The 24,362-nt window shown below is 40.2% G+C and carries 27 protein-coding genes and 3 pseudogenes; 12 read left to right on the top strand and 18 right to left on the bottom strand.

Annotated features, from left to right (window positions below):
• Positions 1–84: 84 nt before the first annotated feature.
• From ACQY1X_RS15255 to ACQY1X_RS15235, 5 genes and pseudogenes are all read left to right on the top strand, one after another.
• Positions 85–1,059 (top strand): annotated as a pseudogene (locus ACQY1X_RS15255) (ISL3 family transposase); the annotation flags it as partial.
• A 24-nt stretch (positions 1,060–1,083) separates the two neighbouring features.
• Positions 1,084–1,368 (top strand): annotated as a pseudogene (locus ACQY1X_RS15250) (IS1634 family transposase); the annotation flags it as partial.
• Positions 1,369–1,443: 75 nt separating this feature from the next.
• Positions 1,444–1,695 (top strand): hypothetical protein, encoded by a 252-nt coding sequence (locus tag ACQY1X_RS15245; RefSeq protein ID WP_069474849.1) that lies wholly within the window; start codon positions 1,444–1,446, stop codon positions 1,693–1,695.
• Between the two features lie 85 nt (positions 1,696–1,780).
• The gene (locus ACQY1X_RS15240; RefSeq protein ID WP_306766097.1) at positions 1,781–1,957 is read left to right on the top strand and encodes a hypothetical protein; all 177 of its coding nucleotides are present in this window, start codon (positions 1,781–1,783) and stop codon (positions 1,955–1,957) included.
• A gap of 21 nt (positions 1,958–1,978) precedes the next feature.
• A protein-coding gene (locus ACQY1X_RS15235; RefSeq protein WP_420065259.1) for an IS5 family transposase occupies positions 1,979–2,844 on the top strand; the annotation gives its coding sequence in 2 pieces (ribosomal slippage) (positions 1,979–2,369 and positions 2,369–2,844; 867 coding nt in all).
• 87 nt (positions 2,845–2,931) lie between these two features.
• Here the strand turns inward: ACQY1X_RS15235 and trpA are convergent.
• Positions 2,932–3,726, bottom strand: a complete 795-nt coding sequence (gene trpA / locus ACQY1X_RS15230) for a tryptophan synthase subunit alpha (RefSeq protein WP_430013068.1) — start codon at positions 3,724–3,726, stop codon at positions 2,932–2,934.
• A gap of 459 nt (positions 3,727–4,185) precedes the next feature.
• Here trpA and ACQY1X_RS15225 point away from each other — a divergent pair, with 459 nt between their 5' ends.
• The gene (locus tag ACQY1X_RS15225) at positions 4,186–5,103 is read left to right on the top strand and encodes a glycosyltransferase family 2 protein (RefSeq protein ID WP_002732786.1); all 918 of its coding nucleotides are present in this window, start codon (positions 4,186–4,188) and stop codon (positions 5,101–5,103) included.
• 332 nt (positions 5,104–5,435) lie between these two features.
• Here ACQY1X_RS15225 and ACQY1X_RS15220 read toward each other — a convergent pair whose 3' ends face one another.
• The 3 genes from ACQY1X_RS15220 to ACQY1X_RS15210 form a co-directional block, all read right to left on the bottom strand.
• Positions 5,436–5,768, bottom strand: a complete 333-nt coding sequence (locus ACQY1X_RS15220) for a hypothetical protein (protein WP_016515043.1) — start codon at positions 5,766–5,768, stop codon at positions 5,436–5,438.
• Between the two features lie 22 nt (positions 5,769–5,790).
• Positions 5,791–6,720: a CoB--CoM heterodisulfide reductase iron-sulfur subunit B family protein gene (locus ACQY1X_RS15215; RefSeq protein ID WP_002776286.1), complete on the bottom strand. Its 930-nt coding sequence runs from the start codon at positions 6,718–6,720 to the stop codon at positions 5,791–5,793.
• Positions 6,721–7,012: 292 nt separating this feature from the next.
• Complete coding sequence (locus tag ACQY1X_RS15210) at positions 7,013–7,363, bottom strand: STAS domain-containing protein (protein ID WP_002742362.1); 351 nt, start codon at positions 7,361–7,363, stop codon at positions 7,013–7,015.
• Between the two features lie 359 nt (positions 7,364–7,722).
• Between ACQY1X_RS15210 and ACQY1X_RS15205 the strand changes: the two genes are divergently transcribed.
• The 3 genes from ACQY1X_RS15205 to ACQY1X_RS15195 all read left to right on the top strand — a co-directional run bounded on the left by ACQY1X_RS15205 (position 7,723) and on the right by ACQY1X_RS15195 (position 9,792).
• Complete coding sequence (locus tag ACQY1X_RS15205) at positions 7,723–7,917, top strand: hypothetical protein (RefSeq protein ID WP_430014844.1); 195 nt, start codon at positions 7,723–7,725, stop codon at positions 7,915–7,917.
• Positions 7,918–8,154: 237 nt separating this feature from the next.
• Entirely contained in the window at positions 8,155–8,499 is a 345-nt protein-coding gene (locus ACQY1X_RS15200; protein WP_002732938.1) for a hypothetical protein, read from the top strand.
• A 78-nt stretch (positions 8,500–8,577) separates the two neighbouring features.
• Positions 8,578–9,792: a DUF790 family protein gene (locus ACQY1X_RS15195; protein WP_430014843.1), complete on the top strand. Its 1,215-nt coding sequence runs from the start codon at positions 8,578–8,580 to the stop codon at positions 9,790–9,792.
• 102 nt (positions 9,793–9,894) lie between these two features.
• Here the strand turns inward: ACQY1X_RS15195 and ACQY1X_RS15190 are convergent, their stop codons facing one another.
• The 12 genes from ACQY1X_RS15190 to radA form a co-directional block, all read right to left on the bottom strand.
• The gene (locus tag ACQY1X_RS15190; RefSeq protein ID WP_002733604.1) at positions 9,895–10,356 is read right to left on the bottom strand and encodes an Hsp20/alpha crystallin family protein; all 462 of its coding nucleotides are present in this window, start codon (positions 10,354–10,356) and stop codon (positions 9,895–9,897) included.
• Between the two features lie 295 nt (positions 10,357–10,651).
• The gene (locus tag ACQY1X_RS15185; RefSeq protein WP_430014842.1) at positions 10,652–12,031 is read right to left on the bottom strand and encodes a hypothetical protein; all 1,380 of its coding nucleotides are present in this window, start codon (positions 12,029–12,031) and stop codon (positions 10,652–10,654) included.
• A 2-nt stretch (positions 12,032–12,033) separates the two neighbouring features.
• Positions 12,034–12,855: an alpha-ketoglutarate-dependent dioxygenase AlkB gene (locus ACQY1X_RS15180; protein WP_002742372.1), complete on the bottom strand. Its 822-nt coding sequence runs from the start codon at positions 12,853–12,855 to the stop codon at positions 12,034–12,036.
• Positions 12,856–12,894: 39 nt separating this feature from the next.
• Entirely contained in the window at positions 12,895–14,268 is a 1,374-nt protein-coding gene (locus ACQY1X_RS15175; RefSeq protein WP_430013066.1) for a 1-acyl-sn-glycerol-3-phosphate acyltransferase, read from the bottom strand.
• Positions 14,269–14,563: 295 nt separating this feature from the next.
• Entirely contained in the window at positions 14,564–15,373 is an 810-nt protein-coding gene (locus ACQY1X_RS15170) for a Uma2 family endonuclease (protein WP_430013065.1), read from the bottom strand.
• Positions 15,374–15,558: 185 nt separating this feature from the next.
• Positions 15,559–16,488, bottom strand: a complete 930-nt coding sequence (locus tag ACQY1X_RS15165) for a lysylphosphatidylglycerol synthase transmembrane domain-containing protein (protein ID WP_024969564.1) — start codon at positions 16,486–16,488, stop codon at positions 15,559–15,561.
• Positions 16,481–16,939 (bottom strand): DUF29 domain-containing protein, encoded by a 459-nt coding sequence (locus ACQY1X_RS15160; protein WP_430013064.1) that lies wholly within the window; start codon positions 16,937–16,939, stop codon positions 16,481–16,483. Before ACQY1X_RS15160 ends, ACQY1X_RS15165 begins: the two co-directional genes overlap by 8 nt.
• A gap of 11 nt (positions 16,940–16,950) precedes the next feature.
• On the bottom strand, positions 16,951–17,406 hold the full coding sequence (locus ACQY1X_RS15155) for a DUF29 domain-containing protein (protein ID WP_430013063.1): 456 nt from the start codon (positions 17,404–17,406) through the stop codon (positions 16,951–16,953).
• 11 nt (positions 17,407–17,417) lie between these two features.
• On the bottom strand, positions 17,418–17,873 hold the full coding sequence (locus ACQY1X_RS15150; protein ID WP_016515037.1) for a DUF29 domain-containing protein: 456 nt from the start codon (positions 17,871–17,873) through the stop codon (positions 17,418–17,420).
• Positions 17,870–18,340 carry a DUF29 domain-containing protein gene (locus tag ACQY1X_RS15145; RefSeq protein ID WP_002733892.1) on the bottom strand — a complete coding sequence of 157 codons (471 nt, stop codon included), beginning with the start codon at positions 18,338–18,340 and terminating at the stop codon, positions 17,870–17,872. Before ACQY1X_RS15145 ends, ACQY1X_RS15150 begins: the two co-directional genes overlap by 4 nt.
• Positions 18,341–18,411: 71 nt before the next feature.
• The gene (petL, locus tag ACQY1X_RS15140) at positions 18,412–18,513 is read right to left on the bottom strand and encodes a cytochrome b6-f complex subunit PetL (RefSeq protein ID WP_002752397.1); all 102 of its coding nucleotides are present in this window, start codon (positions 18,511–18,513) and stop codon (positions 18,412–18,414) included.
• A 45-nt stretch (positions 18,514–18,558) separates the two neighbouring features.
• Positions 18,559–20,085, bottom strand: coding sequence for a DNA repair protein RadA (radA, locus tag ACQY1X_RS15135; protein ID WP_430013062.1), 1,527 nt, complete (start codon positions 20,083–20,085; stop codon positions 18,559–18,561).
• A gap of 233 nt (positions 20,086–20,318) precedes the next feature.
• Here radA and rpaB point away from each other — a divergent pair, with 233 nt between their 5' ends.
• Together rpaB and ACQY1X_RS15125 are read left to right on the top strand one after the other, a co-directional pair.
• Positions 20,319–21,047: a response regulator transcription factor RpaB gene (gene rpaB, locus ACQY1X_RS15130; protein WP_002734727.1), complete on the top strand. Its 729-nt coding sequence runs from the start codon at positions 20,319–20,321 to the stop codon at positions 21,045–21,047.
• Positions 21,048–21,056: 9 nt separating this feature from the next.
• Entirely contained in the window at positions 21,057–21,698 is a 642-nt protein-coding gene (locus tag ACQY1X_RS15125) for a cofactor assembly of complex C subunit B (protein WP_002731649.1), read from the top strand.
• Between the two features lie 60 nt (positions 21,699–21,758).
• Here the strand turns inward: ACQY1X_RS15125 and ACQY1X_RS15120 are convergent.
• Positions 21,759–21,881 (bottom strand): annotated as a pseudogene (locus tag ACQY1X_RS15120) (DUF4277 domain-containing protein); the annotation flags it as partial.
• A gap of 522 nt (positions 21,882–22,403) precedes the next feature.
• Between ACQY1X_RS15120 and ACQY1X_RS15115 the strand changes: the two are divergent.
• Entirely contained in the window at positions 22,404–23,204 is an 801-nt protein-coding gene (locus ACQY1X_RS15115; protein ID WP_430013061.1) for an RNA-guided endonuclease InsQ/TnpB family protein, read from the top strand.
• Here the strand turns inward: ACQY1X_RS15115 and ACQY1X_RS15110 are convergent.
• A protein-coding gene (locus ACQY1X_RS15110) for an IS630 family transposase (RefSeq protein WP_430014841.1) occupies positions 23,190–24,327 on the bottom strand; the annotation gives its coding sequence in 2 pieces (ribosomal slippage) (positions 23,190–23,892 and positions 23,891–24,327; 1,140 coding nt in all). The two genes, ACQY1X_RS15115 and ACQY1X_RS15110, sit on opposite strands and share 15 nt — an antisense overlap.
• Positions 24,328–24,362 lie beyond the last annotated feature (35 nt).

Here is a 24,362-nt window from a genome sequence, read left to right as displayed (position 1 = left end):
AGAGATGGTGCGGCAAACTTTTTCGAGCTAAAACCATGAAAAGCTTACGATATATGGATTTCAGCCTTCTTGTCCCCCTGTCAGCAGAAACCCTTTAGCGAAGAGTTAGATTTTGTCGCCAAGAAACGAACCTATACAAAAAGACTAGCCGAGAATATACTCGAACAATTAAAAGAAGGAGATATTTTAAATGTTAGCCGAAGAAATGACGTAACGGAAGAAGAGATTCAAAGAATGATAGAGGACATCGCCGAAGAAATTACAGAGCCAGACCTATCGGAATTAAAAAGACTAGGAATTGATGAAATCGCTCTAGTCAAAGGGCAAAAAAATTACTGTGCAGTTTTAGTAAATTTAGATACGGGAAAACTAATAGCTATTCTAGAGAAGCGAACACAAGAAGAATTGAGGAAAACGCTGACAGGCTGGGGAAAAGAGGTGTTAGAGCAAATTGAAGAAGTCAGCATAGATTTTTGGTTGCCCTATAAAAATTTGGTGAAAGAATTGATGCCATCGGCCGAGGTAGTCGCCGATAGATTTCATGTAATGAAACAAATTAATCAAGAGTTAGACGAACAAAGAAAAGCAGAAAAAAGAGCCGTAGAAGCGCAGAGAAATAAAAAACAGAAAGCGGAAAAAGAAGCGAAGCTAGAAGTTTTAAAGCGAAGTAAATATAGCTTGTTAAAAAATGAAAAAGATTTAACGGAAACCCAAAAAATCAAACTAGAAGCTATCAAAGAAAATTTCCCAAATTTGAAAAAGATGCACGAGTTAAAGGAAGAATTTAGAAAGATTTATGAAACCTCAGAGAATCCGACAGAAGGACTGCTATCCATCTCGGAATGGTTGGCAAAATCCTCCAGTGTTTTTACTAAGAGTTGTCAAACAATCCGAAACTGGTTTGGAGAAATAATTAGTTATTTCGAGCGAAGGACAACGAATGGGATGGTCGAGGGAATCAACAATAAACTTAAACTAATAAAACGGAGAGCCTATGGCTTTAGAAACTTTCGGAATTTTTGGGTTAGAAGTATGTTGTCTTGGCATCTTGTATGTTAATTTAGCATAAAGAGTAACGAAGAGCCTTTATTATTTGAGGATGAAGAAATTGATGATGGTTCTCTGAACGTGATTAAAGCCAATCGGAGTGAATCCGCTCAGTCTAAAGAGAGAAAAAAACGGAATCAAGAGAACCTCCCTGTGCATAGTTTTCGGACTTTGTTGGAAGACCTGGGGACAATTTGCTTGAATACAGTGGAATGTACGATTAGGGAGGGAAGTTATCGTTTTTCTAAGATAACTCGACCGACCCAACTGCAACAAAAAGCGTTAGATTTATTGGGAGTTTCCCTGATTTGTACCCAGTAACGGGGCGGCGGAAATTCTCTTAATCCCTCCTACAGCATAGGTTATGGCCTTTTGTCAACGGGGAAGTCCAGTTATATGCACGCAGAAGAACCCATGCAACGCTCGCTGCTGCGCTACGAATTGATGGGGCGCATCAAACCCTATTCCATGTTCATGCAGAAAGCCGAGCGTGACCTGGTTAAAAAAGGACAAGAAGACGGCGATCGCAAGGTTGTCTTTTATGTGCCGAATTCTTTCAGCCAATCGGTGCGGTTCTTTAGCGATCACATTCATCTGGACACGTTTCTAGTAATACCAATTCTCCAAAGTCTGACTACAGAAGTTTAATCCCCCTAAATCCCCCTTAAAAAGGGGAACTTAAAGGGGGATTTAAATTCGATGTGTAGTTTTCATTTAGAGAAATGGTATAACCGTGTCACCGATGGACAGTAACGGCTATTTCACCTTCGGAACCAATAACGATTACACCAGCAGCGCCGCCAGGGCAGCTAAACGGCTGATCGTGGAAGTCAACCAGAATATGCCCCGGGTTTTCGGACGATCCTTATTAGATCTCTTGCATAAGTCTAGACAAAATAGGATAAAATAGTCCAAGAGTTAAGATTGAAAGATGACTTACGAACAAGTAAAAACTTTAAAGCCAACAGAGTTCAAACGCTTGTGTGGCGTGTATCCAGATACATTTAAGGATATGGTAACAGTCCTAAAGGCAGAAAAAGTTTGGCAAAAAAAGACAGGTAGACCTAGCAAATTGAGTACGGAAGACCAACTACTAATAACACTAGAATATTGGCGAGAATATCGCACCTATTTTCATCTGGGAAATAGTTGGGGTATTAACGAATCAACGGCGTATAGAATTGTTAGGAAAGTAGAGAATATTCTCATCAAATCAGGTCTGTTTAATCTACCTGGAAAAAAAGCCCTCTTAGAAAGTAATAGTGAAATAGAAGTAATAGTGGTGGATGTGTCAGAACAGGAGATAGAAAGACCCAAAAAAAACAGAAATCATACTATAGTGGCAAGCAGGGATACCACACATTAAAGTCGCAAGTACTTGCCGATCTCGCGCAGCGAGCGCGTTGCGACCAAAAAAGCGGGCAGGTAATCTGTGTCCGTTGTGAGAAAGGAAGAGTCCATGATTTTCGACTGTGGAAAGAGAGCAAAATAAGGTTAAATAAGAAAATAGAAATATTAGGGGATAAAGGCTATCAAGGAATTCAGAAGCTCCATCAAAACAGTCAAATTCCTCATAAAAAAAAGAAAAAAGAAAAACTAAGTAAAGAGCAAAAAAAAGCCAATCGTCAGTTATCACAACGGCGCATAGTTATAGAGCATATTCATCGTCGTCTCAAAATATTTCGGATACTTTCATCAAGATACAGAAATCGCAGACGGCGATTTGGTCTGAGATTGAATTTGATTGCTGGTATCTACAATTACGAACTTCGTTACCGACAAAAGGATATATCTTGATTACTTTTGCAAGAGATCTATTGAACGAATTCAGAACGAGAAGACATGAAAGCTCGATCTAATCCGCATCCAGTAACCCCTCATCTCTCATCGAATCGCCTGTTTTAAACTACGGCAAAGTTCTTCGAGGGATTTTAGACCATCGCCGGGGTAATTATCGGCCAAACGTTTAACCATGGCACTGCCGACAATTACCGCATCAGCACCCCAGTTTTTCACCTGTAGCGCCTGTGTCGCGTCAGAAATGCCAAATCCTACCCCGACGGGTTTATCGGTGACAGAACGGATAGAATCGAGCAATTCCTCCACTCTGGTGGCCACTTGCTTCCGCATTCCCGTCACTCCCGTGACACTAACCAGATAAATAAAACCTTGGGATTGCCTGGCGATCGCTTGTATTCGTTCCGGGGGACTGGTAGGCGCTACCAATAAAATCACTTCAATTCCCTTAGCGGCAGCCGGTTGCAGCAGACTTTCCGCTTCCTCTAGGGGTAAATCGGGAACCACCAAACCACTCACCCCGGCTGCTTTAATTTGGTCTAAAAAGACATCTATCCCGCGATGATAGATGGGATTATAGTAAGTAAACAGAATAATCGGAGCTTTCACCTCTCCCTGGGCATTTTTGACGATTTCTAGCACATCTTCCAACTTGACACCCCGATTTAAAGCGCGGGTGGCTGCCGCTTGAATAACCGGACCATCCGCAAGAGGATCGGAATAGGGAACCCCCAACTCGATCAGATCAGCCCCTGCCCGGTCTAAAATGCGTAAAGCTTGGGCAGTAGTAGATAAATCGGGATCACCGGCAGTAATAAAGGGAATTAAGGCACAATTCCCCTGGGAACGGAGAGAACGAAAACACTCGGAAACAGCAGTCATCGAAAATTACTGGAGAGATAAAGCACCGTCTATTATCTCATGGCGGGGAATAGCTCATCGCCGGTCGCTGTCAGCTCAGGTAAAGAATTTTGGTTCTTCGGTTTGTGTTATGCAATGGACTGGGGTTATAAGGGATGGACTCCTTATGTAGAAAGGCATTTGGCGATTTTTGTCAATTGTTTTTTATCTAGAGCGAACTCATCAATTAAGTCTCTTGCCAGAGAAGGATTTAGTCAATTTATGCCCCCCTATCGAACCATAACAAGTAACGAAGAGCCAGAATTTTTCAAGTAATACTTAAAGAATATTGACAAAATGGCGATCAAGGGTAAAATAGGCTCAGTCTAGTAGTTTTGAGAAAGTTTCTGGCATAACATGGGTTTTTGTTCCGCTTTTTCTGGTACAAAATAGGACTACTGCCCGATCGGTTTGCGTATAATCAAACACCATATTATATCCATGTTTTCCATTTACATTCTCACCTATAACGAAGAAATTGATATTGCCGCCTGTGTAGAATCGGCACTTCTATCCGATGATGTGATTGTGGTTGACTCCTACAGTAGCGATCAAACAGTAGAGATTGCTTCTCGTTATCCAGTGCGCGTGATTCAGCATCAATTTGAAAGTCATGGTAAACAAAGAACTTGGATGTTAGAAAATATCGAGACTAAATACGATTGGGTTTATATCCTCGAAGCAGATGAAAGGATGACACCCCAACTGTATGCAGAATGTCTGAGTGCCACGCAACAGACAGAATTTACTGGTTTTTATGTGGCCGAAAGAGTTATGTTTATGGGAACTTGGATTCGTCGCAGCACCCAGTATCCCCGTTATCAAATGCGTCTATTTAGAAAAGATCAAGTCTGGTTTAGCGATTATGGTCACACGGAAAGGGAAGAATGTCGAGGAAAAACCTCTTTTTTAGAAGAAACCTATCCCCACTATACCTGTAGTAAGGGTTTAAGTCGTTGGATTGAAAAACACAATCGTTATTCTACCGATGAAGCAGCAGAAACCCTACATCAGTTGGCTAACGGGGGTGTTAGTTGGAAAAATTTATTTTTTGGTGAAACCGAAGTAGATAGACGGAGAGCTTTAAAAGATTTATCCCTACGATTGCCTTTTCGTCCCTTGCTTCGTTGGTTTTATATGTATTTTATCCTAGCGGGAATTCTCGATGGTAAAGCTGGTTTTGCTTGGTGTACTCTGCAAGCTTTTTATGAGTATTTGATCCTCTTAAAAGTGGCGGAAATGAAACAGGGTTTACCCACTCCCCCCGAACTGAGAAATCGTTTTCATACCCCGCAAAATAGTAACAATAGTAATTCCCATAGGCCCGGTTTTGTCTCCCTAAAAGGAAAAGCCGATTAACATTTAACCATAATTAGGGTCTGCTGAAAAAGTTTTTCCTAGGGGCAGGGTGTAGGGTGTAGGGTGTGGGGTGTGGGGTTTTACCGATTTTGAGGGGGTCAATTACCTAATTTTCAGGGAAAAAGTACCTGAATTTCCCCCTGATCACTCCCATATCTGGTACTTTTGGATTTCAAAAAAGGCTAAAAGTCTTATCCAGCAAGGTTTTTAGATTTATTCAGCAGACCCTAATTAATCAGCCGGCAATGACCTAACAACAACTCAGGAACAAAAAACAATGCTAATCCACCTACTCAGTGGTTAATTTTCACGGGGAATACAGCCGTTCGACTTCACCCAATAGTTACTTGACTGGTATCGACGCTGGTTGCCCCATGGACTTTACTGGCAATTGCTACCATTTTATTTAAAGTCGCCTGATGGGAAACCCTGCCTTTTAGTACAACTTTACTACCAGTTTGAGCGACCCACAATTTGTCTTCATCAGCTAAATCCGGTGTCTCGTCAAAAGCTAAAACTACTCGTTTAGCTAGTCCGCTTTCGTCGTATTTTCCGTCTAATCCGACTCTTTCGGGGGGAATACCCGCAGCAGCGGCTTTACCTGTGATCGCACTAGCGGCATCTGCCGGTTTATCTAAGCCAAAAATTCTTTTTAACCAATCCATTGCTAACACTCCTGATTGAGTTCTAAAACCCCAATTTCTTTAAGAGGGATTTAGTGGAAACGATGTGTCGATCTAATCCTAAACGATCAGGACTGACTCCCACCGCTAAAGCGACTAATTGGGAAAAATGTAGTACAGGTAAACCTAAACTTCGACCGATCACTTTTGCCACTTCCGGTTGTCGGGAATCAAGATTAAGATGGCATAAAGGACAAGGGGTGACTAAACAATCGGCCCCCGCTGCCATGGCCTCTAAAATGTGTTTTCCTGCCATTTGGAACGATTGGGTGGTGGCATAACTGGACAGGGGCCAACCACAGCATTGAGTGCGTCCTTGATAATAAATCGGATTTGCTCCCACCGCTCGAAAGACATTTTCTAGGGATTCCGGCTGAAAAGGATTATCGTAGGGGAGAGTATCCTGGGCCCGCAGGAGATAACAACCATAAAAACCGGCACAATTTAAGCCTGATAAGGGACGAATCACCTTGGCCGCCAGATTATCTAAGCCATAATCGCCGACAATTGCCCAGAGTAGGTGTTTAACCGTCGTCGTACCTTGGTAGGGGGAACAATGTTCTTTCTGTAAATAATTATTAACTTCCTCAACATAATTGGGATTATTATGCTTTGCTTCCTTCAAGCGCTCATCCACATGACCGATCACCCCTTGACAGGTGCTACAGTGAGTCAACAGGGGTAAATTGAGGGCTTCTGCTAGGGCAATATTGCGCGCATTGACGGCATCTTCCAAGAGTTGCGAATCTTCCTTATAGGTTCCCGAACCACAACAGGCAGCTTTTTTGAGTTCGACTAAATTAATCCCCAAAGCTTCCGTCAGGGCTGCCGTGGATAGATATAGTTCCCGACAGGCACCTTGGGCGACACAACCGGGAAAATAAGCATACTGGAGATTGTTGACTGTCATGGATTCTAGGAAATTACTACTCATTACCTATCTACCATCTTGCCCCCCTTCCCCCCTGTCATCACTAAAGTCATGGAATTTCTTAACAGACAGTCTTTTGTGAGCTGCTCCGAACAAGTGTAGAGTAGTTTGTCCCTAGAGATAATATCCAAACAGGAGGAGAGCCATCTCAGCAGTATAATGGCTCTCCTTGAGAAAAATTGTTGTCATGAGGAGTGGGTTATATAAATGGGAATCTATCCGGTCAAGAGGTGATTTATCGGTAGAATTGAGAGTTCAGCCGAGAAATTACGGCGAGAAACCCTATTTTGTCGGCTTACGCCGCTTGGGGGAGGGTGATAACAGCATCAAAGTCAGCACGGCTAGGGAAAATCGAGAGAACCCGGTCCAGTTGGGTTAATTCAAAGATAATCTTGACTGAAGGTGGAATAGAACAGATATTGAGGGATTTTTCTTGACTTTGAGCCAGACGAAAGACGGTAACTAAAGCCATTAATCCAGCGCTGTCGAGGAATTCCACCCTACTCATATCCACAAGAAAAGTGATAGAGCGACTCCGGTTAACCAGATTGGTCAGCTGCTCTTGAAATTCTAGGACGTTAGCGGCGGTAATATAGCCACTTGGCTCAAATAGAGCAATTTCTGGGACTTTTACGGGACTTTTCATGGCTGGGCTTTGAAATTCATAAATGAACCTTTTAACTAGAAATCAGATACCGCTATTATGTCCTAACTTTCTGATTTTGCAACCCCGGTCTTGATAAATTTCCTCTCTCTTGAAAAGATTAATCTTTTCTTAATCTTGACCCCTGTAGGGAGGAACTGGTTTTAGGTTAACCTCATAATCTGGGCAGTAAAGAGAAACAGTCATCAAGGCTTATTAGGGTGAACACTAGGGGAAAGTCGTTAGGTTTAAGCTCTAATCCCGAATAACTGATGATAACCCACTATTATACCGGTATTTTTGTTAAAATAAAGTAAAGCAGGATACAGAAACTAGATTTGTTGAGCTAGAGTAAGGAAATTGTGGATACCCGGCCGACTATCCGCCAATTAGTGGAAAAAGCCCTATATTATCGTCAAATCACCCCAGAAATCGAGAACGGAATCAGTGAACTCCTCGGTCGTCTTGGCTACGTTTCTGATGTGGATTACGAGGCCCTCGAGTTACTCATGGATGAAATGGACGAAGGCCGGATTAATCTCGTTCCGCGTCGGTAACTTCAGTTATCAGTTATCAGTGGTGAGTTTTCAGTTCACTGATGGCCTTTCGGTTCCTGCTTATGCAATGGACGGGGTTATAAGGGATGATTTAGCGATCACCCGATCGAACCGGACCTAGTAACGAAGAACCTGACTGATTACTGTTGGCTGAACCATCCCCCAAAACCCAATTTCCCCAAATTTCCCCAAATTAATATAATTAGCTGCAGGCTTTCTCTTAACCTAATTTCTTCGATGATTCCTTTAACTCTTAATCTCTTGCAAGGTTCCGTTACTTTTCGTTTCAGTCCCAGTGCTGCTCTGGATTTGCAAAGGGAAATTAACATTTTACTCGATCGACTGAAAGCGATCGCCAGTAATGCCGCTAGTGGGGGTAAACCCCAACCCCAAAAACCGCTGGAATATCAGCACACTGGTGATGTGTTTCTGGAAGTGTTTTGTAATCCCAATATTTATCCGAATCCTTTTTCGGCTAAAGTTTTGTTAACGGTTCGCGATGATCGCCTGCGCTTAACCACAGAAGCAGAATTAACCCGTGTGATCGAGGATTTAGAGCGTTATATCGACCAAAATAGTTAGAATCGGGGGATTTTTGGGGTTTCGACCTTTCCTTGTCGTCCCACCTCTCCCCATCTGACTATTCTTCTCTAGCTTGCCATGTTACCGACCGATTTATTGATTTCCCGTCAAAATGGCGAGACAATTATTCCCAAACGCTTACCGATCGCTCCCGATTATCTGGCGATCGCCAAAGAACAAATCAGCTGTTTTCAGGAAAGTATCGGTCAAACTAAGGGAGAATTAAGCCAAAAACTCCTAATCTTGGAGGGAGACAGTCCCGATTATAAAATTAAACGGGGATTTGCTCACCTATTAACCAATCATTTTGCCAACTTTGAGATTATTAGTCCCTTAGAACCCCAGGAATTAAGAAAAAGAGTTTTTGAACAAGCGGCTAACTTTGTTCCTATTCCCCAAAATCGATCGCTAATTCTGGAGAAAATTGCCCAGCAACTCAGCCAAGAATTAAATCAAGAAATTTTTCCAGTAGCTCTAGAAAAAGGACTCTATGCTGATTTAGCGGAGAATAAAATTCTCACTCAATTTGATGCTCCCACCCCCGAAAACTTAATCCATCGTTTTAACCTCTCGCAAATTCAAGGTATTTTTTATCGGGCCAGTTATTTAATTATCAACGTCCATCGCAACGATCCGGGGGAATATAAATATCTCTTTCGCTATCTAAAACTATTTCGTTTAATGACTTATATCGAAGGGGATGCCGACACGGGATTTACTATTACTATCGATGGTCCCACCAGTTTATTTAAAGCTAATAGTCGTTATGGCTTTGAAATCGCTAAATTAATTCCTGCCTTACTCCATGTTACTCACTGGAATTTGAAGGCACAATTACAGTATAAAGATTCCTATACAGGAACTATTAAAAAACAACAGTTCAATTTAGAGGATAACTGTGGTCTGGTGTCCCACTATTCCCCGGGTAAACCCTACGATAGTATGTTAGAGGAATCTTTTGCTAAACGTTGGTTACAGTTAAAAACTGAATGGCAGTTAGAAAGGGAAGTGGATTTAGTGCCTTTACCCGGAGGAGTGATGATTCCCGATTTCCGTTTAGTGCATCCCGATGGTCGCGTTTTTCTCCTCGAAATTGTTGGTTATTGGCGACCAGAATACCTACAAAAGAAATTTTTACAGGTTAAATCGGCCCAAGCAAATAATCTAATTTTAGCCGTATCGGAACGGTTAAATCTAGAAAAAGCCGGAGTTAAATTTCAAAATCTACCCGCTCAGGTTATCTGGTTTAAAGATAAATTATCACCCCAAGCAGTGTTAGAAGTTTTAAGTTAAAGGGTTAAGAAGCTAAAAGCGGAAGTATGATTTAATACTCCCGCTTCGGTTTAATCAGACTAGGTCAACTCTTTCGCTTAAGACCGGACAATGAGTGCTATATCATTGAGCAATGGCAGGACTGATGGACACTTTCACCACTTTATTTTTTTCTTCTTCCGCTTTCGGGAGGGTGAGATTGAGAATACCATCTTTGTATTCAGCAGCCACGTTAGTGTTATCAACCTGAACCGGTAGAGGAATAACCCGATGGAATTTACCATAACGGAATTCAGTGCGGGTAAATCCTTCTTCTTCGGTTTTAATTTCCGATTTTCTTTCACCATTAATGGTCAGACTATCGGCTGTTACTTCCACGTTGAGGTCTTTGGCTTCCATACCGGGTATTTCCAGTTTAAGCTGAACTGCCTCTGGCGTTTCGGTCATTTCCGCCGCCGGGATGAAGGATAACCCCACTTTTTCGCCATTGCCTACATCAGTCGGCACAATACGGTCCAACAAGCGATTCATTTCTTTCTGTAGGCTTTCTACTTCTCTGAAAGGTTCCCAGCGTATAAGTGCCATATAAGTCACCTCCGAAGTTTTCTTAACGCTAGAGATGTTGGTTTATCTCTACACTTTTAGGATAGATAAAAGATTGTCTGACCGGGGTAGGGTTTTCGGTATTGAGTTTTTCCAGATTCCCGTACTATCTCCTATACTAGGGTCTGCTGAAAAAGTTTTTCCTGGTGTGGGGTGTGGGGTGTGGGGTGTTTTCTCAGTGAACTGAGAACTGATAACTGATGACTGATAACTGATAACTGATAACTGACTCCAACAACAAACTTTTTCAGCAAAACCTAATTATTGTCTATTATTTTCATCGAAATAGAGCAATAACTCCTAAAATAACCCCTAGCAAGCCAATTAAGATGGCGAATATAACGGCTTTGCGATTTCTCTCTAGTTGGCGTGTTAAGTTTTTTCGTTCTTCCTGAAAACGATTCAGTCTGCGCTCAATTTCCTCTAACTTAATTTTTTGTTTCGAGTTCTTAGTCTCAAGATTTTGCAGATGAGATTTAAAAGTTTCTAAATCAGCTTGTATTGTATCTTTTTGCTTTTGCAAGGTTGTCTGAAATTCCTCTAATTTTTGATCATAGGATTCTACAATCTCAGAAATTTTTAAATAATTACTTTCAACAGCTAATAACTGTTCTAGCTTAACATCAAAACTATTAAACTTAGTTTGTAGTCGGTTAACTTGTTCTAATAAATCGATATATTTATTATCAATACTTTGTTCAAATAGCTTGCTTTCTTTCCTGAAAATTTTGTAAACGCTAAGATAATTATAATTAATTATTTTTCTGGGAATTAAGTTGTTCGCACCCGTTAATAAATATTTCGTTACATTATCAGAAATGGCGATTGATGATTTGAAAGTTTCTTCCATACTCTTATTGATCAAAAATGCTTGTTCATTGTAATCATCAAAGTTCGTTTTATTTAAATCATTAATTATACTAATAATACTATCTATAATTCTGTTAACTTGAGTGTATAATCTCAAATCGTTTATAAACATAAAGCTATGGCTAGGCATATTTTCTGATAAGAATTTCATGTTTTCAAGTATTGTTTTTAAATCTTTATCATTTTCTCCAAATTCATTTAAACAGTTTTGAAACATGAAAATATTGCTGTCTTTTATATTACTAACTATTGAAAAAAAGGAATCAATTTGATTTATATCTAAATGATGACTGAGGAGAGCAAAATGATAGTCTTTAAAGCAATTGTTGATTATATTTTTAGTGATGTCTTGACTGATTCGCCAAGTATCAGAATATAGGTCGTAGGAATAGATAACTATCGATTTTACTTCTGGGTAAAATTGTCGTAAAAAACTTAATAAACCAATAGCTTCAGGTGCAGCACCCGCGCAAAATAAACAAACTTTGAGATGTTTTTTATCAAAAACTAGCTGCATCAAGCTGGGGTCTTTTTCTTGCAAGCTTTCCAAAACTCTATAAGTCATTTCTACATAATGAGGATAGTAAGCCAGTAAGTAAGCAGCCTGAGTGTTATAATTAGAATAATCTACACTTACATGATTAGTATGAAAACTACTTCTTAGTCGTTTAACATCAGGTTGCAAAGATTGTAAGTAAGATTTAATACTAAGACTTTTTCCCTGTAATCTATTCAGATCAATTAAATTTTCGATAATTAAGTGGTATAAATTGTTAAGTTCGTTCATGGTTAGATAATATTCCTAAAAGTAAGATTAATTCTCGCAGAAATATTGTGATTAGTTTTGGGTAATTGATGTAACCAGTGGTGTTGAGTTGCTCCGCGCATGATTAGCAAACTACCTGATGTTAGCTCAAGATTGATAATATCTTCCTCCTGTTTATGTTTAAGTGAAAATTTTCTTGTGCTGCCAAAACTAACCGATGCAATAACTGGATTTTTGCCTAATTCTGGTTCATCATCACTATGCCAAGCGACGCTATCTCGACCATCTCGATAAAAATTCAGAAGCACGCTATTAAATTTCGTACCTGCTAGAGTTTCCGCTCTCTCTTTAATATATAATAAGGTATCTGTCCAAGCAAGAGGATTCATATTAATTCCTGAATAAGTATAGGATTTATCTGAATCGCCATACCAAGCAGTTAATCGAGGTAGAGGTAAGGTTTGCCCCATCATTTTTATATAATCCTGTCGCCAAGCTATCTCATTTTGCAAAATATTTAGCAAATATTCACTTTGTTTATCATTGAATATTTCTTGGTAAAAAATAACTTCACCGTCTCGATTAATTAATGTTTCTCCAATGGTTGATTCTAGAGGATTAATTTTGATAAATTCTCTAATTCCTTGCTGACGATAACGCCTAAACCATTTGTATAATGTGCTATAGCTATAATCTGAAAATTGAGCAAACTGTCTAATATTATCAGACTGAGATGTTTTAAAGTCAATCAATGCTTGTATCGGCTGAGTTTTTTCTGCCTCTAGCAGATAGACTTTTAAAAGAGAGATAGATTCTTTGATATGCAAAGTTTTATATTTACTCATAGATAGGATAAAAAATTAAAACATTTTGATATTAATTATCTACTGATGAATAATTAAACTTTCTAAACTGGTTTGTAAATCTTGGGTTAATTGTGCTACGGCCGAGCGTCGCTCGCTTTTATAATCGGCATAGCGCTCGGATACGGAAATAGGTTTACCGATAGTTATTATCGCTTTTTGTTGACCAATTTGGGGACGGAAAAAGGGATTACCTCCTTTAATTCTTGTCACTAAATCCCAGAGTAATAAAATTGTCTCAGCAAATCTTTCTACGGTGGGTTTTTCTTTGACATAATAACCAGTTACTGAGACGAAACTTTCGACAATTCTCATGTGCCACATTTTTAAATTAGCTTCATCGGCCAGGCGATCAGCTAATCCTAATTCAAGGGGAGAAATAGAATGAGTGGGTTTTAATTCTTCCCGATAAATGCGTTCCCATCCTGCTTGTTCTAAACGACGACAGCGATCAATTACATTACCATTAGGAGAAAGATTAAAATACTTTTCTACGGTTTGTAAGGCCACATCTAATAAATTGGCTAAACGTTTGGCTAGGGTTTCATTTGGATCATCACCATTGGCAGGCACTACAGGCAAAGATTGATAGTAGAAATCTCGATAAAAATCCTCCATTAAGGATAATAATCTTTCTCCTAAACGAAAAAGACGCTCGTATAAAACCTTTTCTTCTAGGGATAAATTTGGGATTGTTTCTAAACCGCTATCGGTTTCTAAATTAGTTAAAATTCGCTCGATTTCTTGCCACACTGGAGTCAGATAAAAATACTGAATACCAATGGGTAAAATAATTACTTCTTGCTCTTGTTTAGCTTTTCTGACATCATCCACCCCCCAAAAAGCCAATTGAGAAATACCCGGTTCAATCGCACTCACAAGCTCATTATGTCCGTTAGTTGCCCCTTCCGGAGCGGCGGCTAAAGGATAATCTCCTTCTAATAATAAACGACGAGCCGAACGCAATCCGATTAAATCAGCTTTTCCCCGTTGAATTGGTGTGCCACCTAACTTAGAATATAACCATCCTACCCTTTCTCCCGCCCATAAAGGAATCCCTCGATCGTACATAAAATAAGCGTGAATTGGATTGTTTAATTTTATTCCTAACTCTTGGGCTTTTTTGGGTACTAATTTCCACAAAAGATAGGCCATACAGTAGGGATCGTTAATACTGGGATGACGAAAGGCAAGCAGTAAACGTACTTTTTTCTCTTGACTTTTTTGATAAAATGTGATTAAAGTTTCTAGATTAGCGGCCGAAATTTCCCTTAAGTTGGTTTGAGTTTGTAACCAGAGAGGTAAAAAGATTTGACATCCCTTTAAAAGCAAGGGATTAAGGTCAGGGGGTATAAATTCTAGAGGAGGTTGTGCGCCCAAAGATAGATTAGACATATAAGTAGTCGTGCCAAATAAATTTCCTAGTTGAGACAGTTATCAGTTATCAGTTATCAGTTATCAAATTTGAGTTTTCAGTTCACTGTTTACTGTTTAAGAAAGAATCCAAGAAAACTCTGATCAATAATTACTCACTGGTCAAAAGCTAATCACAGCAGCAAACAGATGTCGAGCTAGATTTCAAATAGACTGGGATTACAGGCTCCCTCAACCGTGAAAGGAGAAATTAACCGACTTTGAGCGAGGAGGAACAGGAGCAGTTTACCTCCTCACCTAAACAAATACAGCTATACTATAGCTCTATCCCCATTTCCTGCAAACGAGCTGCCAGCCGTTGAGAACGCTGTCTTTCCGCTTCCAGAGCTTGCTGAGTAGCATTTAATTGCTCCTGTGCTGCAGCCGCCTGCTCCTGTGCTGCAGCCGCCTGCTCCTGGGCTGCTTCTTCTGGCAAGGGGATTAAATTGCCTTCCGAGTCATAAAATCTTGCCCAGATTGCCGTTTCTCGGTCAATAGTGCCTTCCCAAGTTCCCAACCAATAGCCTAAAGTTTCGCACCATAACCAGCCGCGCTCGTTTCGTTCTAAAGAATGGTAGCGTTGGTCGGCCCCTAAATGCCATCCTTGTAAAGAATTGGCATCAAAAGGATCGTAGATGAAATAATCTGGCGTGCGGAAGGTTCCCTCATAAATTGCCTTTTTTCGCACTTTATCAGTCTTAGCGGTACTAGGAGAGGTTAATTCCACGATAACGTCAGGATAACGTCCCTCTTCTTCCCAAATTACCCAACCCTGTCGCTCTCTCGTACCATCGACATTGAGGACAGCGAAGAAATCTGGCCCGCGAAAATCGCGATTTTTGGCTTGTTCACGGCTGAAATAAATAAACATATTGCCACCGGTGTAGAAGTCGTCTCGTTCACCGTAACCCTGCTGTAGGGAGCGAATCAAGACATTCATGGCAATGCGGTGTCGGTTGCTTTCCAAAGGTTCACCATCATCAAAAATTAAGTCTGTGGGGGGTGGGGGGGGTTCCCAGAAGTCCTCGAAATCTTCTTCTATCAGTGCCGGAGAGGTGGCAGTTTCGTCGCTTTTGGCAATCGTCATTTTTTCGGCCTCTCTAGGTGGGAGTATCCATGTTTTTGCTGATTATTGATCCTATGTTACATCAGAATTTAGGAGTGAGGAGATAGATGTTAGGAGTTGAGAAAATTATCTTCGCTTAACAATGATCAAAACTTTTCTTCCGGGTGCATTATACTGGGCTAACACACCCGAATAATATCCTTAAGCTAACCAAAAAACTTGGCTTTATCTTTAACTAATTTTGTCCCGATTCCGGCGGCAATGACTTCGGAGAGAATGCTAATTAAACGATAGATAGCAACGGTGACAAGTACGTTAGCGGCGGGAAATTTTTCTGTGTCAAAAAGTGCAATCGCTGTAGCTTCAAACACTCCTAATCCCCCCGGCGCTCCGGGGACAACTAAACCCAATAACCAAGCAAAACTAAAGGTTCCTAAGAGGGGTAAAATCTGAGCGGGGGTAATCATTTTTAACACCATCCAAGCTAAAATAAAACCCGCACCGCGCCACAATAAAAATCCAGTTTCACCCAAGAGAGGGACGAGAGGATATTTAGTTAGATAAACAGGTTCTTGAGCAATCTTTTTCTTTTGGCTAAGGATTTTGAGAGGATAATTTAAAAATTTGGGATGAATGCTGATTAAAATTAATCCTAAAACTAATATCTGTATCCCTAGACTTGAGCTAGATTTCATCCAACCTAAACCACTACCAATAACTGCTATGGCTAAGGCTGCACACACCAGCAATAAAAGTTCTAATAAAACGCTTAAACTGGCGATTCCCCAATCACTTCCTGCTTTATTAATTGCCACGATGCGAGCATAAAAGTGACCGATATTACCAGGTAAGTATTTTCCTAAATTGGTAATCATATAGATGCCAATTCCTGTGGAGGTTTTAATCGGTTGTTGATAGCTTTTGAGTATCCATGTCCACACCCATCCTGCCCAAATTTGAGCGATAACAGTGGTTACAAGTGCCAAGAAAAGAAATAACCAGCCATGATTTTCAATTCTAACTGAGGTGACGTTATCCCAGTTATTTTTAAGGTTACTGAGAACAAAAAATAAGGTTCCCCCAATAATCAGCCAACGTAGAAACTTTTTCAGCATTTCATTTTTTCCTTTATTCATTTTCTGGGGGGAACCAATCGAGATCAAGAAGATTTTCTAAACTGTAGGGACATTCCCCAGGAAAACTAACTTGATTATCGGTTTTTTCTCTAACATAATTTAAAGCTTTCTGGTAAATACGAGGTGATTCTTGAGTGAGATAATTGCGGAGATTAGTAGTTAAATAAGTGTCGATCTGGTTTTTGAAATTGACGATTTCTGAACGCCAATGAGAACGATTATATTCTCTTTCCCTTATCCAAAATTGTAACAATAAACAATGTCTAATAATTTGCTCTAATAAACTAGCAACACGAAACTTTTTTTCGTTTCCCAAATCTTCTAACTCCTCGATTAAATTCTCTAAGTCTAAAGCGTCAAATCTCTTCGCTTTTAAGAGTTCGATAGTTTCTTCTAACCAGAGAGAATCATCAATTTCGTAGAGAGTTTTTAAGTCGGGAATAACAGTCATTATCATCTCCTTTATTCGTATGGTGGTAGCCAATTGGGATCGAGAAGTTCTTCTAAACTGTAGGGACAAGTATCGGGAAAAATAACTTGATTTTTTGTCTTTTTTCTCACATAACGGGTTGCCTTCTGATAAATATTATCAAATTCTTGTTCTAAATATTTCCGTAAACTTGCCGTTAGGTAGGTATTTAATTGATCTTGAAAATTTACCAGTTCTGATTCCCAATGACTTTGATTATATTCTCTTTCCCTTGTCCAAAATTGCAGTAACAAAGCATGACGAATAATTTGCTGTAAAAAACTAGCAACACGAAACTTTTTTTCGTTTCCCAAATCTTCTAACTCCTCGATTAAATTCTCTAAATCTAAAGCGTCAAATCTTCTCGCTTTTAAGAGTTCGATAGTTTCTTCTAACCAGAGAGAATCATCAACTTCGTAGAGAGTTTTTAAGTCGGGAATAACAGTCATTATCATTTCCTTTATTCGTAAGGTGGTAGCCAATTGGGATTGAGAAGTTCTTCTAAACTGTAGGGACAAGTATCGGGAAAGTTGACTTGATTTTTAGTCTTTTTTCTGACAAAGAAAACTGCATCTTCATAAATGTTAGTTAATTCATTTTGTAAATAATTACGGAGATTGGTGGTTAAGTATCTTTTTAGCTGAATTTGAAAGTTGACTATTTCTAACTCCCAGTGATCCTGATTATATGCTCTTTTCTCTGTCCAAAATTGCAGTAACAAAGCATGACGAATAATTTGCTCTAATAAACTGGCAACACGAAACTTTTTTTCGTTTCCCAAGTCTTCTAACTCCTCGATTAAATTCTCTAAATCTAAAGCCTCAAAATTTTTAGCCTTGAGCAGTTCTATAGTTTCTTCTAACCAAAGAGAATCATCAATCTCGTAGAGAGTTTTTAAGTCGGGAATAACAGTCATTTTTTATCTCCTTGATTGTCAGATGGTAGCCAATTAGGATCGAGAAGTTCTTCTAAACTGTAGGGACAAATATCAGGAAAGTTGACTTTATTATCGGTTTTTTGACGAACGTATCGCACGGACTCAAAGTAAATTTGCTCAAATTCCTGTTCTAGATATTTACGAAGATTTGTGGTTAAATAACGTTTTAGTTGATCTTTAAAACTCACTATCTCTGCTTGCCAATGAGCTTGATTATATTCTCTTTCCCTTGTCCAAAACTGTAATAATAAACAATGTCTAATAATTTGCTGTAAAAAACTAGCAACACGAAACCTTTTTTCGTTCCCCAAGTCTTCTAACTCCTCGATTAAATTGTCTAAATCTAAAGCGTCAAATTTTTTCGCTTTCAAGAGTTCGATAGTTTCTTCTAACCAGAGAGAATCATCAATTTCGTAGAGAGTTTTTAAGTCTAGAATAACAGTCATTTTTTATTTCCCCTAGAATTGGCAATAGTGACCAGTTAAACCGATCACTAAAGCTTTTTCCTGTTTATATACTAGATAATTTTAGCGGAGCGCAGACCGAAAAAGAGACCGAGGGCAATTCCGGTAAAAACGATCAGATAACCCGCTAAAGCGGCAACAGCTAACACAGACATGGTGAAAATCTCCCAAGTAATTTAATCTTTTTTAGCATTGTACCGTTATTCTTGCCCTTCCCCTTCCTCCTCTTCTATATCTTCCCCAAAGCGCTGCTGGGGGGGAATTGCGGCGACAATTGCCTCGATTACCTTGCCGACTGGAACAATTTCTAAGCCCACATCTTCGGGATAAACTTGACCTCTGGGGACAATTGCCCGTTTAAAGCCCAATTTAGCCGCTTCTTTTAATCTTAGTTCCATTTGCGACACTAGGCGCACTTGTCCGCCTAATCCCACTTCCCCGATTAAGACTGTGCGCGGATCCACAACTCGATCGCGAAAACTGGCGACAACAGCGATCGCAACTCCCAGATCCGCCGCCGGTTCTTCCACTCCCAACCCTCCTGCGGAGGCAACATAGGCATCTAATTTCGATAAAGGAATGCCGACGCGCTTTTCTAAAACGGCGAGAATTTGCTGTAATCGGTTGTATTCTATGCCAGTAGTCGATCTTCGGGGGGAAGCATAGCTGGTAGGGCTAACTAATGCCTGTAACTCCACCACAATCGGGCGTGTACCTTCACAGGCTACCACCGTCGCCGTACCCGGGGAAAATTCGTCGCGATTGCCTAAAAACAATTCTGAGGGGTTTTCCACTTCCACCAAACCGTGATCCACCATCTCGAAAATACCGATCTCATGGGTGGCCCCAAAACGGTTTTTCACGGATCTTAAGAGACGATGGGAGGCATAGCGATCGCCTTCAAAATATAACACCGTATCGACCAAATGTTCCAAAACTCGCGGACCAGCGATCGCCCCTTCTTTAGTCACATGACCGACAATTAATAAAGTAATATTCTCCCGTTTTGCCACCTGCATCAAGGCGGAGGTACATTCGCGAACTTGGGCGACGGATCCCGGTGCGGAAGTTAACGCCCCAAAATAAAGAGTTTGAATACTGTCAATTACCGCCACCTGTGGGCGTAAAGATTCTAATTCCCGCAAAATTTCCTCTAAATCGGTTTCTGGCAGAACATAGAGATGATTATCGAGTTCTGAGGTTGATTCAGAGGCTTTTTTCTCCTTGCCATTGCCGTTATTTTCCGACTCCACGGCAACCACTCCCACCCCCAAACGGGCAGCCCGCAGTTTAATCTGTTGTCCCGATTCTTCAGCGGAAACGTAGAGGATGCGCGGTAATCTTTGGGCGAGTTGGTTGGTAACTTGCAGTAAAAGCGTCGATTTGCCGATACCCGGATCGCCGCCGATTAGTACAAGAGAACCGGGGACAATGCCACCGCCGAGAACGCGATCGAATTCCCCGTAACCAGAGGGAAAACGTTCCTGTTCATACTGGGTAATTTCCGAGAAGCGCACCGAGATGCGCGGTTGCGGGTTGCGTTGCCCTTTGCCGTTATTTGGGCGACTATTTTGCCATCCTGGGCGATTTCCCGCCGGATTATTGCCACCAGCCATCACTTGTTCTTCTAGCGTCCCGTAGGTGTCACAACTGGGGCATTTTCCCAACCATTGGGGAGATTCCGCCCCACAAGCGCTACAGATATATATTGTTCGCGATTTCGCCATGTTTTTTAAGAAAAGTTGAAGAAAAGCGGTTTGAGGATCAATTCTCTTGTCAAATTTAGTTAAGTATGATAAAGGGGAAGGAAGACCATAAAGTTATTGATAATTGCCATAAAAGAAATAAAATAGGAAATTTAGGCTTAATGATAACGGCAAAGGGATATTCTATAAACAGGAACGCTCGTTATTTAACTTTAAAATTCATCACACTATTTAACTAAGGAGTGTTAATTCAGTTGGAGAACCAGAAGGAAAAAATTCTCGTTGTTGATGATGAAGCCAGCATCCGTCGTATCTTAGAGACTCGTTTGTCGATGATTGGTTATGAAGTCGTCACCGCCGCCGACGGAGAGGAAGCTTTAGAAACCTTCCGCACCGCCGAACCCGATTTAGTGGTTTTGGATGTGATGATGCCGAAATTAGACGGTTACGGTGTCTGTCAGGAACTCCGCAAAGAATCGGATATTCCTATCATTATGTTAACCGCTTTGGGCGATGTGGCCGATCGAATTACTGGGCTAGAATTGGGCGCGGATGACTATGTAGTTAAACCTTTTTCTCCCAAAGAACTCGAGGCGCGGATTCGTTCGGTGTTGCGTCGGGTAGAGAAAAATGGCGCTCCGGGGATTCCTAGTTCCGGTGTGATTCATATCGGTTCCATTAAAATCGATACCAATAAACGCCAAGTTTATAAGGGGGATGAACGCATCCGTCTGACCGGTATGGAATTTAGTTTACTAGAATTATTGGTCAGTCGATCAGGAGAAGCTTTTTCCCGCTCGGAAATCCTTCAGGAAGTTTGGGGTTATACCCCCGAACGTCATGTGGATACGCGGGTAGTGGATGTGCATATTTCCCGTTTACGAGCCAAATTAGAAGATGATCCCAGCAATCCTGAGTTAATTCTCACCGCTAGAGGTACAGGCTATCTTTTCCAGCGGATTTTAGAACTAGACGAGGAATAGTTCTCAGCTATGGCACCAGCTGATCCCAATCGTATTTTAAGACTGTTACCCCTGTTCGCCGGCATCGTCGGGGGTACGGTATTAATGTTTAATCGTTTTGCCACTGCCGATTTAACCCCATCGCAAGCGCGTTCCGATGTGATGGGAGTGATTTTGAGTGGGGTTTTAATTTTGGTGGGTTTAATCTGGCAAAGAGTTCAACCCCGCTTACCGGATGCGGTGGAATTAATCGGGCGCGAAGGTCTGGAATTTGCCCCAGATTTGCCAGAATCAGTTAAAATTGAGCTTGCCTGGGCTTCCCATTTACTTTTAACCAACACCGTGACAAAATCTCTGATCGTTTATTATCAGGGAAAAGTTTTATTACGTCGCGGTATCTTAAGCCAGAATTCTGAAGTTAAAGTTAGTAATATTATCAAAAGAGTTTTAGAAACCGGTAAAGCCGTCTATTTAGTTAATTTAAATTTATATCCCGCCAAAATCGAATTTGACTATTTGCCGGAAAACACCCAAGGCTTAATCTGTCAACCCATCGGTAAGGAAGGGGTGTTAATTTTGGCGGCAAATGCGCCGCGCAGTTATACTAAACAAGATGAAATTTGGATCGAGGGAATTGCTGATAAATTAGCCAACACTTTCAGTCAGTTTTAGACGATTTCAGTAAGATTTAAGAATTTGGTTAAGATGAGAGTAGGCAATTAGCGCTCAAAATGTTATTTTCTCTCGCTGATCTATTCCTAATTTTAAGTTAATTATCTCTTCGATTCCTATTTCATCAATTATTCCCGCTACTATTCCTAAGTGATCTAGATTTTTTACTTCTATCTTTGACATTTTTCTTGACTTGAATATTTTTTGAGAACCTTTTTAGTTTCTCACTTTTTGGCTCTCTTGGGTTTGGTGGGTAAAATGTATTCTAAGATACATTCCTGCTGGCGAGGGAGTGGAAGGAACCACTCCAGACACAGAGGATGCAAAGATTGATCGCTTCTATATTAAGTTAAACTGATCAAACAAAGAATAAGAGAGCCACTTTTTCTTCCCTAAGATTATAAGTATAAATACTTAACTGGTTTTTCATTTTATATGCTACCAGTTATACTACAAGTTGAAGTGCAGAATGTGGGTTGTATTGTAAAGTTTCAATATAAATATGGTCATATATAGTCATTCATGGTAATATGTGCAGACAAAACTATCGGACTAGGCAAAAAAAACAGGAATAAGTTATCGAACGGCTTGGAGGTGGTGGAAACAAGGGAATTTAACAGGTTATCAATTGCCTTCTGGTACAATTATCACAACGGATGACAACCCTTCAAAACCCGACGCTGAGTTAAAAGACAACGGACAATAATGTTAGTAGCAGAAAGACACATTATCAAGAAAGGACATCGATTTTGGGCTGAGATAGATAATTTATCTTGGCAGTCTAAAAATCTTTACAACTCAGCCAATTATTTAATCCGACAAAACTTCATTTATGGTCATGGCTATTTGACCTATAATCAGATGGCCTCTCTGATGAAAAAGACAGAACAGTATCAAGCTTTACCCGCTAAAGTTTCCCAACAAGTTTTAAGAGTATTAGACAAAAACTGGCAATCATTTTTTGCCGCTTCATCAGAGTTTAAAAGTCACCCCGATAAATTTCTGGGAAAACCCAAAATCCCTAGCTATAAGGAGCCAAAAAAAGGAAGAAATCTCTTAGTTTACACGATTCAAGCTATAAGCAAAGTAGGTCTTAGGCAAGGAATAGTCAAACTATCAGGTACTTCAATTGCCTTGCCGACGAGAGTAGCGGAGCGCATAGCAGAAGTCAGAATAGTTCCTAAATGTGATTGTTATGTAATCGAGGTAATTTATGAGAAAACCGAACAGTTCTTAGCTCCTAATGAAAAGATAGCTGCGATGGATTTAGGCATAGATAATTTGATGGCTGTAACTTCAAATCAACCGGACTTTATCCCTTTGTTGATTAATGGCAGACCGTTAAAAAGCCTGAATCAATTTTATAACCAACGTCGGGCTGAGTTACAATCTCTGTTAAAAGGTAATCGTCAAAGTTCCCAGAGGATTCGCCGTTTAACTCGCTGTCGTAATCAGAAGATAGATAATTATCTTCATCAGGCTAGTAGTCTGTCAAGTTTGAATTGAGGGATAGAGTTTTTTTAATTTAATACGAGCATCAGCATCAGTAAATCTCCAGTCAACTGAATTTGACTTTTCATTTCGATTTTCTTCCCATGCCTTAATTTCTTGTTTTAAACTATCCATGTCTGGGATACGACGATCGAGACATTGACGATTCAAAACGCTCAACTCAATTTCTGCCATATTTAACCAGCTGCCATGTTTGGGAGTGTAATGAAATTCGAGTTTATCTAAAATTCTCTTGGCCTCTTCTGGTTCAAAGGCTTTATATAATGAGGCTTTTACATGAGTATTTAAGTTGTCTTGAATTACTCTAATTTTCTGGGCATCCGGATAACGCTCATCAACCAAATATTTCATTTGGTGTGCATAATCGCTCGCCGTCCTTTGTTGTGTAACTTCTACATGTCGCCCACCTTGTAATGGTTCAAAAAACATAAACATATTGGCTACACCATTACGCTCATATTGATAGTCATACCTTTCTGGTTCTCTTGGTTCGGCTGGTATTTTCTCTTTTGTTTCTTTGACTAATTGTTTACAACTCTCATCAAAACACAGCCAGGGATTTTGCTGGTCATACTCACTATGATAAATATCCAAGACATCTTCCATGGCACAGACAAACTCCGCTGATTCTTTTGGGGGAATGACCCATGATTGATTCAGCCATGGTTTCAATTCATTTTTTTAAGGTTTTTCTGATGGTTTCTCGTGATATTTTTTCCACATATTCAAGTTCGACCATTTTATCTGCCAGCATTTGAAGTGTCCATTTTGCTCGTCCCTTTGGTGTTTCACTACAAGCGATGGCAATCAGATATGCTTCCTTTTCCCCATCGATAATTTTGGCACGGCGATGTTCTTGCTTTTTTCGAATTAATGATGATTCAATTCCTGACTCGACAAATCTTTGTTGTACTCTCTCAATGGTGGCTTGAGCAACATTTAAGGCTTCACTAATTTTCGAGTCAGTCCAACCACCTTCCTGTTGATTGACGTCTGCTAAAAGTAGTATTCTGGCATGGTTCATTTTGTAAGCTGCTATTTTTCCTTTCTTGGTTAGCTGCTCGAGTTCAGTTCTTTCGGAGTCTGTTATATCTACAATATATTTTTTCTTCGGCATTTTTTTGTCTGAAGTTGGATAACTTCTTCCAGATT

This window comes from Microcystis protocystis FBCC-A270 (assembly GCF_050500235.1).
Classification (GTDB): Bacteria; Cyanobacteriota; Cyanobacteriia; order Cyanobacteriales; family Microcystaceae; genus Microcystis; species Microcystis ichthyoblabe_A.
This window is presented reverse-complemented; position numbering and strand designations above follow the sequence as displayed.